The 18,247-nt window shown below is 44.1% G+C and carries 16 protein-coding genes and 1 other annotated feature (1 of these 17 running past the window's edge); of the genes, 14 read left to right on the top strand and 2 right to left on the bottom strand.

From position 1 onward, the window contains the following. The first annotated feature begins 40 nt into the window (after positions 1–40). From mce to AC4HCY_RS20780, 9 genes are all read left to right on the top strand, one after another. The gene (mce, locus tag AC4HCY_RS20820) at positions 41–442 is read left to right on the top strand and encodes a methylmalonyl-CoA epimerase (RefSeq protein WP_323433666.1); all 402 of its coding nucleotides are present in this window, start codon (positions 41–43) and stop codon (positions 440–442) included. A 251-nt stretch (positions 443–693) separates the two neighbouring features. After that, positions 694–2,247 carry an acyl-CoA synthetase FdrA gene (gene fdrA, locus AC4HCY_RS20815; protein ID WP_323433667.1) on the top strand — a complete coding sequence of 518 codons (1,554 nt, stop codon included), beginning with the start codon at positions 694–696 and terminating at the stop codon, positions 2,245–2,247. Positions 2,248–2,260: 13 nt separating this feature from the next. Further along, complete coding sequence (locus tag AC4HCY_RS20810; protein ID WP_323433668.1) at positions 2,261–2,434, top strand: fdrA domain protein; 174 nt, start codon at positions 2,261–2,263, stop codon at positions 2,432–2,434. A gap of 41 nt (positions 2,435–2,475) precedes the next feature. After that, the gene (locus tag AC4HCY_RS20805) at positions 2,476–3,720 is read left to right on the top strand and encodes a YlbE family protein (protein ID WP_323433669.1); all 1,245 of its coding nucleotides are present in this window, start codon (positions 2,476–2,478) and stop codon (positions 3,718–3,720) included. Positions 3,721–3,872: 152 nt separating this feature from the next. Continuing rightward, complete coding sequence (locus tag AC4HCY_RS20800) at positions 3,873–4,661, top strand: cyclase family protein (protein WP_323433670.1); 789 nt, start codon at positions 3,873–3,875, stop codon at positions 4,659–4,661. A 94-nt stretch (positions 4,662–4,755) separates the two neighbouring features. Beyond that, positions 4,756–5,643: a carbon-nitrogen hydrolase family protein gene (locus tag AC4HCY_RS20795; RefSeq protein WP_323433671.1), complete on the top strand. Its 888-nt coding sequence runs from the start codon at positions 4,756–4,758 to the stop codon at positions 5,641–5,643. A gap of 23 nt (positions 5,644–5,666) precedes the next feature. After that, complete coding sequence (locus AC4HCY_RS20790; RefSeq protein ID WP_491095078.1) at positions 5,667–7,073, top strand: uracil-xanthine permease family protein; 1,407 nt, start codon at positions 5,667–5,669, stop codon at positions 7,071–7,073. A gap of 90 nt (positions 7,074–7,163) precedes the next feature. Further along, positions 7,164–7,934, top strand: a complete 771-nt coding sequence (locus AC4HCY_RS20785; RefSeq protein WP_491095077.1) for a 4Fe-4S dicluster domain-containing protein — start codon at positions 7,164–7,166, stop codon at positions 7,932–7,934. 48 nt (positions 7,935–7,982) lie between these two features. Beyond that, entirely contained in the window at positions 7,983–9,569 is a 1,587-nt protein-coding gene (locus AC4HCY_RS20780; protein ID WP_323433674.1) for a PucR family transcriptional regulator, read from the top strand. An 81-nt stretch (positions 9,570–9,650) separates the two neighbouring features. Here the strand turns inward: AC4HCY_RS20780 and AC4HCY_RS20775 are convergent, their stop codons facing one another. Continuing rightward, positions 9,651–10,088 (bottom strand): DUF2680 domain-containing protein, encoded by a 438-nt coding sequence (locus tag AC4HCY_RS20775; protein ID WP_323433675.1) that lies wholly within the window; start codon positions 10,086–10,088, stop codon positions 9,651–9,653. Between the two features lie 254 nt (positions 10,089–10,342). On the opposite strand from AC4HCY_RS20775, the gene AC4HCY_RS20770 reads away from it, so the two are divergent. The 5 genes from AC4HCY_RS20770 to AC4HCY_RS20750 all read left to right on the top strand — a co-directional run bounded on the left by AC4HCY_RS20770 (position 10,343) and on the right by AC4HCY_RS20750 (position 16,457). After that, positions 10,343–11,038, top strand: a complete 696-nt coding sequence (locus tag AC4HCY_RS20770; protein WP_323433676.1) for a response regulator transcription factor — start codon at positions 10,343–10,345, stop codon at positions 11,036–11,038. After that, the gene (locus AC4HCY_RS20765; protein ID WP_491095076.1) at positions 11,028–12,461 is read left to right on the top strand and encodes a sensor histidine kinase; all 1,434 of its coding nucleotides are present in this window, start codon (positions 11,028–11,030) and stop codon (positions 12,459–12,461) included. Before AC4HCY_RS20770 ends, AC4HCY_RS20765 begins: the two co-directional genes overlap by 11 nt. Before the next feature lie 32 nt (positions 12,462–12,493). Beyond that, a complete protein-coding gene (locus AC4HCY_RS20760; protein WP_323433678.1) occupies positions 12,494–14,164 on the top strand; it encodes a sensor histidine kinase in 1,671 nt (556 codons plus the stop codon). A 2-nt stretch (positions 14,165–14,166) separates the two neighbouring features. After that, a complete protein-coding gene (locus AC4HCY_RS20755; protein WP_491095075.1) occupies positions 14,167–14,907 on the top strand; it encodes a LytR/AlgR family response regulator transcription factor in 741 nt (246 codons plus the stop codon). Between the two features lie 128 nt (positions 14,908–15,035). Further along, on the top strand, positions 15,036–16,457 hold the full coding sequence (locus AC4HCY_RS20750; protein ID WP_491095074.1) for a carbon starvation CstA family protein: 1,422 nt from the start codon (positions 15,036–15,038) through the stop codon (positions 16,455–16,457). Positions 16,458–16,631: 174 nt separating this feature from the next. Here the strand turns inward: AC4HCY_RS20750 and AC4HCY_RS20745 are convergent, their stop codons facing one another. Then, positions 16,632–18,173, bottom strand: coding sequence for a sodium-dependent transporter (locus AC4HCY_RS20745; protein ID WP_491095073.1), 1,542 nt, complete (start codon positions 18,171–18,173; stop codon positions 16,632–16,634). A 43-nt stretch (positions 18,174–18,216) separates the two neighbouring features. Then, positions 18,217–18,247: a binding site (T-box leader), on the bottom strand (it continues 188 nt past the right edge of the window).

Here is an 18,247-nt window from a genome sequence, read left to right as displayed (position 1 = left end):
TGGTATAATAATATACTACATGGATAGAGGGGGTTGCGGGATGATTATAGGTCTAGATCATATTGGAATAGCCTTGGATAATATCGAGGAGTTGGGAAGCTTTTTAGAGAATGTGCTGGGCATTCCCCTGACGGGAATAGAAAAAGTGCCCGAAAGAAAGCTCAAAGTAGCCTTTTATCCCATAGGTGAGACAGATCTGGAGCTCTTGGAAGAGACAGGTGAAGGCAGCACTATAGCCTATTTCCTTAAAAGCAGGGGAAACGGCTTGCAGCATCTGGCTTTTCAAGTGGATGACATCGATAAGGCAGTCGAATACATGAAGAGCAAAGGAATAGAGTTTATCGAGGATAAACCGAAAAAAGGCGCCAGGTCCAGGAGGATAATTTTTATGAAGCCTGAATGTACCGGCAATATCCTCATGGAACTCTCCCAATGTGAATAGCAGCCCATAACAAAGAATAAAATTTGGACGGAATATAAAAAAAGAACTGAAACTGCATGGAGCAGCCTCAGTTCTTTTTTTATATCAAATTCGCTTCTATAAAACCATAACAACAATAGGTCCAAATGTTCATAATGACATACCAAAGGGAAAATCCCATGAAAATTGAATTCTTTTATTCAGAACATCAGTTAAGAGATTAACAACAAGCTTTGATGATTCGTTTGACATATAACTAAGGAGGTAAATCGATGTTAATTAAAACTGTAATCAGACATGGCGAGTACTATGATTCAGTTAAGCTTATGATCGCGACCAAGCAGCTTTCGGAATTTGAAGGCGTGACGGAAGCAGCGATTCTGATGGGCTCCGACCTTAACAAAGAAGTTCTCAAAAGAACAGGCCTTTTGACACCGGAATCAGAAGCTGCGGTTCCCGAAGATCTGGTCATAGCCATCAGCGCTGAGACACAAGAAGCCATAGAAAAAGCATTGGCTGAAGTAGACGGATTGCTTAATCAGCATGGCGGCGGAGACGATGGTGAGGAATACAAGCCCAAATCCTTTGATTCTGCGCTGAAGGCCGTTCCCGGCCTGAATTTCTGCATAATATCCGTTCCCGGAAAATATGCCAGGAGAGAAGCGATGAAAGCCCTTCAAAATGATATGCACGTTCTTCTCTTCAGCGACAACGTGACCAAGGAAGAAGAGCTTGAGCTCAAAACCTATGCCAGAGACAACGGGCTGCTCCTCATGGGGCCCGACTGCGGTACGGCGATGATCAACAATGTTCCCCTGGGCTTTGCCAACAAGGTAAGGAAGGGCAGCATAGGAATGGTTGGAGCTGCAGGTACAGGTATGCAGGAAGTTATGGTATTGATTCACAAATTAGGAGGAGGCATATCCCAGGCCATCGGTACCGGAGGAAGGGATTTGTCCTTGGAAATCGGGGGCATAACAATGCTCCAGGGAATCGAAGCTCTAAACAATGATCCTGAGACCAAAGTGATAGTAGTCATATCCAAACCGCCGGCAGAAGAAATATCCGATAAGATGCTGGCTTATATAAAAGAAAATGTTGAGAAGCCTGTTGTGATCAACTTCATAGGCGGAGACAAGAGCAAGGTGGAAGCAATAGGCAAAGCGGCGGCTTCTACATTGGAGGAAGCGGCTGCAAAAGCTGTTAAGCTTGCCGAAGTCTCCTGCTGCTCAAAATACAGCATGGAAAATAATGATGAACTGGAAGCTATAGCAAAAGAGCAAGCCAAGCTGCTAAAGCCGGGACAAAAATATCTGAGAGGCCTATACAGCGGCGGTACGCTATGCTACGAAAGCATGCTGGTTCTCAGAGACTATGTAGGAGATGTATACTCCAATACGCCGCTGAACAAGAAGATGAAGCTCGCAGATGCCAATATAATGCAGGAAAACTGCTGTGTAGACTACGGCGATGACCAGTTCACAGTAGGAAGAGCCCATCCGATGATTGATACTACACTCAGAGAAGAAGAATTCATGAATGAAGTGGAAAAAGAGGATGTAGCGGTAATACTTCTTGATATAGTCATAGGCTATGGCACCCATGCTGACCCGGCCGGAGTTTTTGCAAAGAGGATCAAACAAGCTAAGGAAAAGATGGAGAAAAAGGGTATGCACATTCCTATCATTTGCTATATTTGCGGTACCGAAGAAGATCCTCAGAACTGGGCCCTGCAGAAAGCTAAGCTTGAGGATGCGGGAGCCATCGTGGTCAGCAGCAATGCCAAGGCATCGAAATTGGCCGGCATGATCATGAAGGCACTATAGGGGAGGTTAAAAGATGAAAAGAGTTAATGATATATTCGGCAAGGAGCTTAAGGTTCTGAACATCGGCTTGGAACAGTTCTGTGAAGACCTGAAGGATCAAAATGTAACAGCCGTGCAAATGGACTGGAGACCACCGGCAGGCGGAGACAGCGAAGCTGCAGATCTATTGGCTGCATTACTTGGTTAATAACCGTGTTTCACGGTTAAATTATAGGAGGGATTATTCAAATGGATAGAAAACTAGCTAACGAAGAAGCGTTAAAGCGCTTGCAAGACTCAGAAGTCTATTTAGTTGGAGCGGGGAAAGCAATTGACGTAGTTCCCGGCATGAAAAAGAATCTTATATTGCACGCAGGACCGCCAATAACTTGGGACAGAATGTGCGGACCAATGCAAGGGGCAGTTATAGGTGCCTTAATATATGAAGGAATGGCTGCAGACGAAGCTTCTGCAAGAAAGCTTGCAGCAAGCGGAGAAATCGAATTCGAGCCTAACCACCACCACAATGCAGTTTGCCCTATGGCAGGCGTTATGTCGGCATCCATGCCTGTATTCATAATGGAAAACAAAAAATACGGCAATTTCGCATATACCAACATGAACGAAGGCTTAGGAAAATGCTTGAGATTCGGTGCTTTCTCCGAATCAGTTGTTGAAAGATTGCACTGGATGGAAGACAATATGTACCCAATAATAAAGGAAGCTGTCGAATTATCCGGTGGTATCGACTGGAAAGCGTTGGTCATCCAAGCTCTTCAAATGGGTGACGATTGCCATAACAGAAACAGAGCAGCTACAGCAATGTTTGCAAAGATGATAGGTCAATACCTCAGCAAAGTAAGCGTAAGCAAGGAAGAAATATCAAAGGTATTTGAATTCATCAACGGCAACGAGCACTTCACCATCAATATAACCATGGCAATGTGCAAGGCCATCACCGATGCGGCGCACAACATCGAAGGCAGCACCATCGTTACGGCAATGTGCAGAAACGGCGTAGACTTCGGCATCAGGATAAGCGGACTTGGCGATGAATGGTTCACAGCACCTGCCAATACTCCAAAAGGATTGTTCTTCCCAGGCTTTACACAAGACGATGCCAACCCGGATATCGGCGACAGCACAATAACGGAGACCACTGGCATAGGCGGATTTGCAATGGCCGGAGCTCCTGCCATAGTTGCCTTCGTAGGCGGCACATACAAGGATGCTGTTAAGTTTACACAAGAAATGTACGAGATCACAGGAGCGGAAAACAAAAACTTCAAGATTCCCACACTTGACTTCAGAGGGACTCCTACAGGCATAGACATGGTAAAGGTGCTTGAAACAGGCCTTGTACCAAGAATAAACACAGGCATGGCCCACAAGGATCCCGGAGTGGGGCAGGTTGGCGCAGGCTTGGTAACAGCTCCTATGGATTGCTTCAAGAAAGCCGCAAGATTCATGGTAGAAAAGGGATTAAACAAATAGCAACAGTTAACTAATATCAGATATTGCTAACACATATTAACAAAAACTGCACTAACTATTTGTGAAGCACACACAAAGGTAAATATCTGAAAAAATTGAAATTTATAATTGTCAAAAATAATACAAAAATAATTAAATTGGAGGTTTATATAATGAAACTTTATGATTTATCACAACCTTTAAACGCTGACGTTCAGTTCTGGCCCTATTATCCCCCATTTGAAGCAAAATACTTCAAAAGAAAACCGGAGCACGGAGTTAATGCTCAGTATATCTCCACATCAAACCACATTGGAACTCACCTGGATGCACAAAGACATTTTATCACTGACGGTATGACAATAGACCAGATTCCTTTGGAATGGTTATATGGACCCGGCGTTATCGTTGACCTGAGAGACGAAATGTTTGACCTTGCAGCATACACTCCGGAAATGATCGAAAAAAGAGTAGAAGTAAGAGAAGGGGATATCCTTGTTCTTCACACAGGCTGGTACAAATATGCCACATTCGGATCCGAGCCCGACGAAGAAAGATACATCCATCTTCATCCCGGCGCACACCCGGACATGGTAGACTGGCTGATAAAGAAGAAAATAAAACTCTGGTGCGTAGACGCTGTTTCCACTGACCACCCGATGAACCTTCCCATAGGCAGATTCTTAGGAAAAGGCACATTCGGACAGTGCGACAGAGTAAGAGCATTGGCAGAAAAGAATCTTGGCGGAAAAGAAGTTGTAGACAAATTATTCCCGGAACAAGACTATCAGCTGACTCACAATGCATTGTTCAAAAACGACTGCATACATGCTGAGAACCTCGGCGGACAAATCGGAGCTCCTGAGCTTCAGAACAAGAGACTCACATTGGGATGCTTCCCATGGAACTTCAAAGGCGGCGAAGCTGCATTCTGCAGAATGGTTGCTTTCTTAGAAGATTAATACTGACTGACTATCTGGAAATATTACTAAGAGACAGGCTCCTTTTTCACAATGAAGAAGGAGCTTGCCATAAAATAATACTCGGGGTGAAGAAATGAAAGAAACAATTATCGCAGGTGTTCAGATAGCCATTGAACCCAATAATGTAAAAAAGAATATCAAAAAAGCAGTAGAGTGGCTCAACAGAGCAGCAGAAGAATACAATCCGGACCTTATAGTCTTTCCGGAAACTGTTACTACAGGGTTTGAAACAGGGCTCTCAAGGGAAGGCTTGTGGGATCTGGTGGACACCATCCCCGCAATAAGCGAGGAAGTCAGCAAAGCTGCACAAAAAAATAAAGTCCACGTGGTATTCCCAAGCTACACCAGAGGAGAAAAAAGGGGAGATGTTTACAACTCCAGCATACTCATAGGCTCCAACGGTGATGTGGTAGGAGTATACAACAAAACTCATATCTATTACGCTGAGAGAGAATGGGCATTGCCGGGCAATACGGCAGATGTTTATGAACTGCCATTTGCAAAGATCGGAATGATAATATGTTTTGACGGAGACTATCCGGAATTAAGCCGCATATTGGCAATGAAAGGCGCAGAAATAATAGTCAGACCTTCAGCATTGGTAAGAAGCTTCGAAATCTGGAAGCTGACAAATCACGCAAGAGCTTATGATAACCATGTATATCTGGCAGGTATAAACCTAACGGGAATGGATGCATGCGGCAACTGCAACTTTGGAAACAGTATGATAGTAAGCCCTATCGCTGAGCAGCTTGCATTAGCAACAGCAGGAGAAACAATAATCACAGCAAAGCTTGATCCTGATCCGCTGAAATATATCAGCTATGGAGTAAGAAACCCTATGATATTCAATCACTTAGAGGACAGAAACGTCAAAGTATATGAAGGAATTTTAGAAGAAGCCAAGAGTCAGTTCCCTATAAGCGGAAGGGATATATGGGAAAAAGGAAGAAAAAAATAGAATAAATAAATGGAGGTAAATTCATGTCAAACGCAGAGCTCAATAAAAATGCTGTTCTAGACCCCCAGGAACAACCGGTTTGGGAAGAGAATCCAAGAATCGTAAAGCCCATTTTAGGCATAGATGATAAGCCAAACACATGGTGGGAAAGCCTTCTATACGGATGGCAGCATACATTGGTAGACATTTCACCTTTCGTATTGCCCTTATTAGTTGCGACTGCAGCAGGCTTAGGACCGGACGAAGGAGCCGTATGGGTAAGCCGCGGACTCTTTGGCATGGGCCTGGCAACACTTTTACAAACCACATTCGGCAACAAGCTTCCAATAATACAAGGACCATCCGCAACGGTTACAGGAGCTCTTACTTCAGTTGTAGCACTATATGGCATGCCTGCCATGTGGGGTGCAATATTGGTAGGCGGTCTGATTGAAATGCTCCTCGGTGCAACAAGGGTACTGGGTGTATTAAGAAAAATGTTCCCCGTTGTTGTATCCGGAGTAGTTGTTATGAGCATAGGTTACTCACTGGGCAGAACAGCTGTCGGCTGGATGATCGGCGATGGCTCAGCATCCAACTTCATACTGGCGGCGGCTACAATATTATTGATATTTATACTTCAATTTACGACTAAGAATATTGCAAACGGTATCATATCCAGAGGCTCCATATTTTTCTCAATCTGGATTGTCGGATTAGGCCTGGCCGGAGTCATGGGCAAGGTTGACTGGGCATTAGTTGCCTCCAAGCCCTGGTTTGCATTCCCGGGATTCTTCCCCTATGGCGGCCCCGGCTTTGGCTGGAAATTCGTAGGCGGAGCAATCATCGGCGTTTTCGTAGGATATCTGGGATCGATAGTTGAATCTATAGGAGACTATGCTGCAACCTGTGCGGTAAGCGGTGAAACATATAGAGTAAAACACATGAACAAAGGCATAATGGCTGAAGGATTAGGCTGCATAATCGCCAGCATTTTCGGCGGCATACCTGTATCAAGCTATACACAAAATATAGGAATAATATCTACAACTAAAATCGCATCAAGGTATGTTGTCAAAGTTTCAGCCTGCATATTGCTTCTATACGGATTAAGCCCGAAATTCGGTGCATTATTGGTTGCTATACCAAGATCCATTATCGGCGCCGTATTCGTAATAGTATGCGGTTCTATAGTGACCTCAGGTATTCAGCTTGTAAGCTCTGCTAAACCGACAACAGCCAACTCCTTCTTGGTCGGCACTACAATGCTCTTTGCAGTGGGCATACCGGTTTATGCAACATACGGCATAAGCCAATGGACAAAGGCACAAACTCCTTTGATACAGCTTTTCTTGACAAACACAGTTGTTATCGCTGTTTTAGTGGGTATAGTGCTCCACCTCCTTTTAAACGTAGCATTCAAAGGCGAACAGGAAGAAATAGAAGAATAATATTCGTAAAGCATATGATGAAGATAGAGGGAAGGAATGGTGCATTTCTTTCCTCTATTGTTATTAGATGCATACAAAAGGGGGATTTATATGGCTGGTATAGATAGAAGAATAGAAAATAGAAGGATGATAGAAGAATATTTAAAATCTTTGGGAGCGGATATGGCAGGCTTTGCTTCTGCCCAAAGCTATAACCATATTTTTAGCATAACTGAGGGCAGCGAGCACCCCGATTACTATATAAAGGGTGCAAAGACTCTTATAGTAATAGGGGTGAAGATAGCGGACAGCATAATGGATAATTTAACAGGAACTAAAGATCCCCATTCACATAATCTGAAAAATTATTTGCTGCACTATGCATACGATAAGCTTGATGAAATAGCCGCCTCTGCAAGCAAATATATAGAAGGATCAGGCTATGATGCGTATCCCATACAAGCCAGGAGCGAAATAAGGGAAAACGGCTATCTGTGGAGCTACTTCTCCCATAAGAAGGCGGCTATAGCCGCAGGTCTTGGGCATGCAGGCAAGAGCTCCATCATAATCACAAAAAAATTCGGTACCCGGGTAAGATTGACCACTATCATAACAGATATGGATATGGAAGCTGATGAGTCTGCGGATAAGACGCCGGGAAAGGTCTGCGGGAACTGCAGGATATGCATTGATGCATGCCCGGTAAATGCTCTGGAATTTGATGAAGCCGGCAAAAAAACCTTAATAGATCCGGTAAAATGTCAGACATATATGGATTATTGCCAATGCGCGCTATGCCAAGGAATCTGTCCCATAGGCAGGAAGATCGCCCAAAAACGCCGAAATTTGTTGATTAATAGGGGAGAATGCTTTAAAATATAATTACAAGTCTATTTGTGAACTTGTAACAAAGCGAGCGAGGTGATAAATATGTACGGAATCAGTCTGAGGGAGATATTGGAGAGCGAGGAACTGAAGGGTGTAAAAGTCGTGGCAGGCTCGAAAGGACTGGACAGAACCGTTGTCAATGTAAACATCATGGAAGTGCCGGATATCGAGAAGTGGGTCAAGGCCGGAGAATTGCTTTTGACCACCGGTTATGCCATAAAAGATGATAAGGATGCATTGGAGAGATTGATACCTCTTTTAAACTCAAAAGGGCTTGCAGGCCTGGGTATAAAGCCGAAAAGATATTTGACGGGATATACCGACGAAATGATACGTATAGCCGAGTCCCTTGATTTTCCCATAATAGAGTTTCCTCAGCATATGTCTTATTCTGATTTGATTCAACCCATATTGGGTTACATCACTAATCGCCAGGCGGAGGTCTTAAGGAAAATAGAGTATGCCAACACCCGGCTAATGGACATCATGGTGAATTATAATGATCTAAATAAAGTAGTTCATACGGTAGAAGAGTTGATAGGAAATCCTGTGGAAATAGATGACGCAGACAATAATCCATTAGCCACCAGCGTAACAAATGAAAAAAAAGAAAAGATAAACGAGGCAAAGAAGAACGGTGAGGATATAATCCCAATCAAGCTTCCCATAATAGCTTTGAACAACACCTTAGGATATCTGAAATGCTATGAGTTCAACGGCCGGATATCCAAAAACGATATGCTCACCCTGGAAAGAGCAACGGTCATCATAGCATTGGAATTTTTGAACCAGGAAAAAATCAAAGGGATCGCAAGACATTACAAGGATCAATTCCTGATAGAGCTCACAAGCGGCAGCATAACGGATGTTAAGCAGATAATTCAAAGAGCCCGGCAGCTCAACTGGGATTTGGAGCAGGAATACGCAATCCTGATCCTGGACTGCAATATGAATTCCTATGAAGTATCCGGAATAAATAACTACCAGGAATTCCTAAATAAAATGTATGATATCGCTTCATCTGCCATTGAGGCTTTTGAGAAGAAGCCCATAATGGGTATAGCCGGAGCAAACATACTGATGCTTTTGCCCGTTAAGAAGCTGTGCATGTTCTATGCCAAGGAATCAGGGGAAGCGCTGATAAAATTCGGAAATTACCTTTCCAAGGAATACACAAATCTCAAGATAGACACTCTTGTAAACATAGGAATAGGCAGGTCCTATGACAATCCTGCAGAATTGTATAAGAGCTTTAACGAAGCGAAGAAGGCATTGAAAATCAGCAAGGCCATGTACAGCAAGAAAAATGTAATGTACTATGAAGATCTGGGCATATTTCAGCTTTTCCAGGAGCTGAACAGCGACGGGATGAGCTTCGTGGACAATATCATATCTCCTATTGCAGAATATGATGAGAGAAAAGACAGCAGGCTCATGGAAACTCTGGAAGAATACTTTAAATCCAACGGGAATATGAAGCAGGTGGCTCAGAAAATGTATATACATTATAATACGGCGATTTACCGCATGGAGCAGATACAAAAGCTGCTGAAGGTAGACCTGAGCAATCCTGACGAAAAGCTGAACGTGGAAATAGCCCTAAAACTGAAACATTATCTCGACCTTTAATAATAATGAGCCATCGGAAGGGTTACCGATGGCTCAAATGCTTTTTTGTTCCGTGATGTCCTAATATCCCTGTAATTGATTCTATCTTACCTGGCAAAATGCGTTGCCCATACCTCTTCTGCCGCCATTCATCCTGCCGAAGCCTGCGCCCATCCTAAGGCCTGCCCTTGCTGAGCCTGTGCCATCACATAGGGCTTGGTTCTGTTCCAATGCAGCAATTATCTTGTCGGCTTCTTCCTGTGTCATTGTTCCGGCTGCCACTCTCTCAGCCAAAATGGCTTTCTTGGCCTCAAGAATCTTATCTTTGAACTCTTCCAGTTTTCCGGCTTCATCAGCTATTGCACCATAGGTTTTGTTTGTTTCTCTTCTTTCAGCTATTACGCTTTCGACAGTTTTGCCTGTCAAGCCTGCCACTACATCAGCAGGAGAACCATATGCTGCTGCAAAAGCAGTTACAGAAGTTGCAGCAAGTGTAAGCACCATTGTTCCGATAACAGCTAATTTTTTTAGTTTTGTCATTTTAAAGGACCTCCTTATGAATTTTCTCAGCAGTTTGTTTGCTGCTATGGGTTTATAATAAACTTGAAATATGGCAAAACTATGTCTTTGATTCATCGATTTTGTGATAATTATTTTATCCAATGCCACAATTTCGCCACAACATTTTTTTATAATAAAGAAAGTGATTGAAGCATGAAAGTTTTTTTGTTTCTCAATATGTTATAATCAGAATATTGAATATTGGTTAAGTATTAAAATTTTGAGGTGATTCTATGTCCACCATTTTAATTGCTGATGACAATAAGCAAATTACTTCAATTTTAGAGGAATATGCAAAAAAAGAAGGTTATATGCCTAAGGTTGCCTTGGATGGACTTGAAGCAATAGAGCTTTTTAGAAAGCTTCAGCCCGATATTGTACTGCTGGATGTGATGATGCCCAAAATGGATGGCTTTGAGGTATGCCGAGAAATCCGCAAAACTTCCAATGTCCCCATAATCATGATCACTGCAAGAGGCGAAGATTTTGAAAAAATAATGGGGCTGGACATAGGTGCCGACGATTACATTGTTAAGCCCTTTTCGCCAGGTGAAGTCATGGCCAGAGTAAGGGCGATTTTGCGAAGGATTGGACGAGACGGAGATCAGAAGCAGCAGTTTTTTTCATTTGATAATTTAACGATCAATATGGATGATTATGTAGTAACCATTGATGATGAAAACATATCACTGACTAAAAAGGAAATTGAACTTTTGTGGACTCTTGCCACCAATAAAAACAAGGTATTCTCCCGTGAGAATCTTTTAAACAGCCTTTGGGGATATGATTATTTCGGTGACAGCCGGACTGTCGATTCACATATTAAGCGGCTTCGAGCCAAGCTGGATGAATTTGAACATGAAAAATGGCAGATCAAAACCATTTGGGGTGTGGGTTACAAATTTGAGGGGGATATGGATGAAAAATAAAATAGCTTTTAAGCTCACAATGTATTTTTCTGCCGCGCTGCTCCTTTTTTCTATTATCATCGGTAGTGTTTTCATGGCCCTTTTCAGAAATCATACTATAGAGCTTCACAAAATAGATTTGGAAAAGCGTGGAACCGCCATAGCCGGCACTCTTTCTGAATTTATGAGCGGTGCGTCTTTGGGCCAAGGGATGATGGGCAGGCAGGGCGGCTATGGCGGGTATCTTCGCTATCTGGATGACATTGCCATGACGGATGTATGGATAGTGGATGAAAATCTTAACCTGGCTATGACAGGGCATATGTCAAGCCGCCAGTATAACTATTCAGACCTGCCCCAGGACGCTGAAAGCGTTGTAAAAGAAGTCTTTCAAGGCAAAACAACCTATAGCAAAGGCTTTAGCGGCATGCTGAATGCACCTGCTTTGACTTTGGGCACACCCATTATGTCCGGAGACAAGGTGGTGGGCGCACTGCTGCTCCATTCTCCCGTTGAGGGAATGGATGAGGCTGTATCCCAAGGCTTCCGCATCCTTGCAGTCAGTATGGCGGCAGCCCTTGTGCTGGCCGTCCTCCTGTCTGCCGTGCTTGCCTTTTCCTTCACCAAGCCGCTGAAAAAGATGAAGAACACCGCCATGCAGCTCGCCGCCGGGGATTATACAGCAAAAACCGGAGTGCAGCAAAATGACGAAATAGGAGATCTTGCCGATACAATAGATGTACTAAGCCGGCGGCTGGATGAGGCGAGCCACGAAAGCGAAAAGCTGCTGAAGCTTCGCCGTGATTTTATAGCCAATATATCCCATGAACTGCGAACACCGGTGACCGTGATTCGTGGCTCGCTTGAGGCTCTTAGCGATGAGGTCGTAACGGAGCCGGAGCAGGTTGCAAGCTATCACCGGCAAATGCTCAATGAAAGCATATTTCTGGAAAGGCTGGTCAACGACCTGTTGGATCTATCCCGCTTGCAAAATGCGGATTTTAGGATAGAGATGCAGGAACTGAATCTCTGTGATGTGCTCAATGATGCAGTGCGAAGCGCAAAGCATATGGCAAAGCCGAAGGAAGTTGAAATTAAGCTGGAGCAGGATACACAGATGTGTGTGGTCACCGGAGACTATGGCCGTTTGCGCCAGATGCTGCTGATCATCATTGACAACGCTGTAAAATTCTCTCCGCAAAAGGGCCTTGTTGCAATATCTTTGAAAGGCAATGAAATTATTATTGGCGATAGGGGCATGGGCATTCCTGCTGAAGATTTGCCTTATATATTCGACCGGTTCTATAAAGTAAAGTCTTTGGAGAATAAAAATGGCACAGGCTTGGGCCTAGCCATTGCGAAGCAGATTGCCGAAAGGCATGATATAAGCCTTTCGGTGAGCAGCAAGCTGAAGGAAGGAACGGAGTTCCGATTTGTATTTTAGAGCCATCCCCGGTGGCTCATAGGAGGTAGAGCATGGAGATACTAAAAATAGCCTTGAATCTGGTAAACAGCCTTTCTTTAATGTTTGTCATAGCTTTCTTGCTGACTAAGACCAAGGCTTTTAAAAATATGTTTTTTTCCGACAGCAACCCCATCAGGCATAAAATATTTCTTGCAATGATATTTGGCACATTCGGCATATTCGGAACCTACAACGGCTTTCCGGTAGACGGCGCCATTGCCAACTCAAGGGCTATAGCGGTGATCGTAGCCGGGCTCCTCGGCGGCCCCATTGCGGGTATAGGGGCAGGGCTTATTGCCGGCATCCATCGATGGGCCATTGACATCGGAGGCTTCACAGCCTTTGCCTGTGCCGTATCCACCCTTGTGGAAGGCTTGATGGGAAGCATAGGCTACAAATATTCGAAGAAATTCAAGCATAAATGGCTCCTGGGCTTTATCATAACGGTGATTGCAGAGATCATGCAGATGGCCATAATACTGGCTATAGCCAGGCCCTATCCGGCTGCAGCGACTTTGGTGAACAAGATTGCAATCCCTATGACCATAATAAATTCCATAGGAGTGGCCCTTTTCATAATCATGCTGGAAAGCATCTATAGAGAGCAGCAAAGAGAAGCCGCCATCCAGTCCGAGCTGGCGCTGAAAATTGCAGATCAAACCCTGCCCATATTGAGAAACGGGATCAACAGGGAGACTGCACTGGCGGCCTGCAACATAATATATGATGCGGCAAAGGTGGATGCGGTAGCCATAACCCGGGGAATGGAGATATTGGCCCATGTGGGCGCAGGCTCTGACCACCACCTGCCCGGAGAAAATATCAAAACCTACGCAACAAAGGTAGCTCTGGAAAAAGGAGAGCCTGTCATCGCAACAAAAAGCGGTATGATCGACTGCTCCAATGAAAACTGTATGCTTAAATCTGCGGCAATCGCTCCTCTGATAAAAAAGGACAAGGTCATCGGGGTATTAAAAATATATAAAACTAAGGAGAATGCGATAACCAAGGTGGATGCCCAGCTGGCAGAGGGCCTGGCAAAGCTCTTCTCCACGCAGATAGAGCTGGCGGAGATCGATTATAATGCTAAGCTGCTGTCAAAGGCTGAGCTGAAGGCATTGCAGGCCCAGATCAACCCTCATTTTCTCTTTAATGCTTTGAACACCATAGCCTCCGTATGCAGGATAGACCCGGAGACCTCCAGGAAGCTGCTGATCAATCTGGGCAATTTTTTCAGGGAAGGCTTTAAGGAAAGCAGTGATATTGTGGACATAACAAATGAAATAAATCATGTGGAGGCCTATCTGGAGATTGAAAAAGCCAGATTCGGCGACAAGCTGAAGGTCGAGTATGACATTCACTGCGATAACTTCCAGCTGCCCCACCTGACGCTTCAGCCATTGGTAGAAAATGCAGTTAAGCATGGTATATACCCGAAGAGAGAGGGAGGCACCATAAAGATACAAACCCTTGAAGCAGCTGACTCATATAGCATTCAAATAGAAGACGACGGTGTGGGATTCGATTATCCCGCAAACAATCCTAAGGGAGACGGAATAGGCATCAAAAACGTGGACAAAAGGCTTAGATCCATATATGGCGATGATTTTGGACTGCGCATTGACAGCAGAAGAAATATAGGCACCAAAATCTCCATCGATATACCCAAAAGGAGTGCATAGCTTTGCAAATAAACACTATCGTTATTGATGATGAATATCCATCCAGAGAAGAATTAAAATTTCTCATATCAAAGATGCCCTTTATAAAAATAGTAGGGGAAGCAAACAGCGGCCTTGATGGTCTGGAGCTGGTAAAGAAGCTCAGGCCGGATTTGGTGCTTACGGATATACGGATGCCTGATATCACCGGCATACAATTGATAAATGAAATAAACAACCTGGGGATCAAATGCAAGGTTATTTTTACTACAGCCTATGATCAATATGCCATCAAAGCCTTTGAAGTAAACGCTGTCGATTATATACTCAAGCCCTATGACGAGGAGCGGGTTGCAAAAGCTGTTATAAGGATAAAAAACATCCTTGAGAACAAGAGCAGTGAAGCCGCCAACAACCCGGGCAATATAGTTTCTTTAAATAAGCTTCCTTTATGGAAAGGCGATAAATTGATACTGGTTGATATAGACAGCATTATCTATGCCTATACAGAAGGAAGGGATATATTTATCAAGGCTGACAAAGAAACATATTTGTCAAGCCACTCATTGCATGAATTGGAGGAAAAGTTGAAGGGAAAGGGCTTTTTCAGAACCCATCGCAGCTATCTGGTGAACATGAATAAAATAAATGAGATTTCGCCCTGGTTTAATGGAGCCTATGCTGCCAAAATCGGAGAAGCCAATGACGAAATAATCATCAGCAAAAAACAGGTAAAGAAATTTAAGGAAATCCTTGGCATATAGCAGAGAAATTTTCAACATCAAAAACAGGCCGTTCAGACCTGTTTTTTGTTCTTTCATACATCCTTTTAACGTTTTATTGGTTAAATGCTCCATAATTAATTCAAAGAAAAACAAAAGGAGGTTTAAAAATGGCAACTTTTTTAGGCGCAATTATTATTCTGATCCTTGGTTACATTATTTATGGAGTCTTTGTGGAGAAGGTCTTCAAGGTTGATGAGAACAGGCCTACACCTGCTGTTTCCATGGCTGACGGCGTTGACTACGTACCCATGGGATGGAAAAAGATGTTCCTCATCCAGTTCTTAAACATTGCCGGTCTGGGCCCCATATTTGGAGCTATATCCGGTGCGCTTTGGGGACCGGCTGCATTTTTATGGATAGTATTCGGAACCATATTTGCCGGTGCAGTCCATGACTTTTTCTCCGGTATGCTGTCCATCAGACACGATGGGGCTTCAGTATCCGAGATAGTAGGCATTTACCTAGGGCCTGCAGCAAAGCAGATAATGAGAGTATTCTCCGTAATCCTATTGATACTTGTCGGTACGGTATTCATGACAGGCCCGGCAAAGCTGCTGGCAAGCCTTACTCCCGAAAACTTAAATACTAACTTTTGGCTCGTTATCATAATCATCTATTACTTCATGGCTACTCTTCTTCCTATAGACAAGCTTATAGGAAAGATATACCCGCTTTTCGGAGCCGTCCTCCTCATAATGGCTGTGGGAATAGGCGGCGGTCTCGTTGTCGGAGGATATGACATTCCTAACCTCACTCTCACAAATCTTCATCCGAAATCTTTGGCAATATGGCCTACATTATTTATCACCATAGCCTGCGGCGCAATAAGCGGCTTCCATGCAACCCAGTCTCCTATGATGGCCAGGTGCATGACCAATGAAAAATATGGCCGTCCGGTATTTTACGGCGCCATGGTGGCTGAAGGCATAATAGCCCTTATCTGGGCAGCGGCAGCCATGACCTTCTACGGCAGCACCCAGGGCCTTGCAAATGCATTGGCAAACGGTGCCCAAGGTGCGGTGGTTCATACCATATCCAAAACTCTTATGGGACCTGTCGGAGGCATACTGGCCGTTCTAGGCGTTATCGTATGCCCTGTGACCTCAGGAGATACTGCCTTTAGAAGTGCAAGATTGACAATAGCCGACGTATTCAAAATAAATCAGGGTCCGCTGAAGCAGAGATTATACCTCAGCATACCTGTAATAGGTATCGGTGTGGCTCTTTCTCAGATAAACTTTGATATAATCTGGAGGTACTTTGCCTGGTCCAATCAAACCCTTGCGATGATAATGCTTTGGGCCTCCGCAGTATATCTGGTGAAAACCGGCAAAAACCACTGGATTTGCACAGTGCCTGCCACCTTTATGACGGCAGTTACTATAACATATATATTCCAAGCTAAAGAAGGGCTGGGCCTCCCCACAACCATATCCTATCCCATAGGATTGATGGCTGCAGCAGGTGCCCTGGCATGGTTCCTCTTTTCAGCATCAAAAGTCCACAGCAATAAAGAATTAAAGGCATAACAAAATTATCCTTAAATACTGCACAAAAAGAACCGTCCCCGGTGTTCCGGGGACGGTTCTCCCATCTTTTCTTAATATTTTTTAGGCTTCATTACCAACGAAATAAGATATCCAAAACCTATGAGATAACCGCCGCAGGTTATGACCATCATGATGATTGAACTGGTAGACATATTATTTCGCCTCCTTTGCAGCGTTTGTATTCTTCAATACAACCACCTCATCTTCATCTTCATCAAGCTGAGTGATGTCTATGCCTTTTCCAATCTTTCTGCAGAAATAATTGTTGGTGAGGATGCCGAACAGGATCAGCAAACCGAATTGTACTATGATAGTACCTGCATTAAAGGTTTCGAAAGGATTCATCCAATTATCCGGATAACCCACTATGCCCTGCCAAATCCACCAGCCGAACAAGGCTGCAAATATTGCCGGAAAAGCATATATACAAACATTCCACCATTTTCCTATCTTGAAATCCGCCCAAGGAGTATTTATAACATTCTGCCTTGCCTGCTCTACACCGTATTTCATCAAGGCAAAGGAAACGAACAGGCCGGATACCAATAAGCCAACTCCCCATACCCAGTCCTGGTTATCCAGGAAATTAACATTTAGTGCGGAAGGCAAACCAAATACGAATCCTATTATAGAAACGATTATGGTAGCTTTATGTCTGGGTACGCCGGTGTCCATTATATTTCTCACAACAACCTCGATCATAGGGATTAAAGAGGTCAGGGCAGCCACTGCCATTGAGAAGAAGAACAAGGTTCCTATGATGTAGCCGCCGGGCATGCTGCCGAACAGCTGGGCCAGATATATGAAGGTCAGGCCCGTATTGCCGGAGGTCAAAGCCTGAGTAGTATACTCCATGCTTGGGGACAATGCAAATATAGCGGGAAGAACTACCATGCCGGCCAATAAGGCGCCCACATTGTCGCTGATTCCCATTGTGAAGCAGTTGCCGGGCACATCCTCCTTTTTCTTGGTATAGGTAGACAATGTGATTATGAAGCCCCAGCCGGCGCCAGTAGACCAGGCTACCTGAGTAAAGGCTTCCAGCCAGATCTTAGGATTTTTCAACATTTCGAATTTGGGGTTGAACAGGTATTCAAGACCCATATAAGCACCGGGCAGCGTTACCGCTCTGACCATAGCAACTGCAAGCAGCAGGAATAGGATCGGTATCATGACCTTTGAGAATTTCTCGATACCGTTTTGAACGCCTCTGTAGATAATATATCCGGCTATAGCCATGCAGATGAAATGGAATATTGCCACTTCACCGCCGGAAGCTGTAAAACTGTTCCATATGGCCGATGTCTGCTCTGTGGTGAGACCTGCTTTAAAAGTGCCTTTCGCAGCCAAAGTGAAGTATTTGAGACACCAGCCCATGACTACCGAATAATAGGACATTAGTAATAAACATACCATTGCGATCCAGGTGCCCATCCAGGCATATTTTTTGCCCATGAAATCCCTAAAGGCACCTATGGTTCCCAGCCCGGTCTTGCGTCCCATAGTCATTTCGCCCATGTGAAGAGGTATCGCCCATACAAATAATGCAACAGTCCATGCTATGATGAAGGGGCCGCCGCCGTTATTTGCTGCTACGCGAGGGAATCTCCAGATATTCCCCGTTCCTATGGCCATACCGATTGTGGCGGCTATAAAGCCTACCCTGGATGCCCAAGTTTCTCTTTTTTCACTCATAATAAAACCTCCTCCGTATAAAAATAAAAAACCTTCATCCCAGACAAGGGACGAAGGAAATTCGCGGTACCACC

It is taken from the genome of Lutispora sp. QWL-02, from assembly GCF_058315355.1.
Note: the sequence above shows the minus strand (reverse complement) of the source record. Positions and strands in the feature narration are given on the sequence as shown.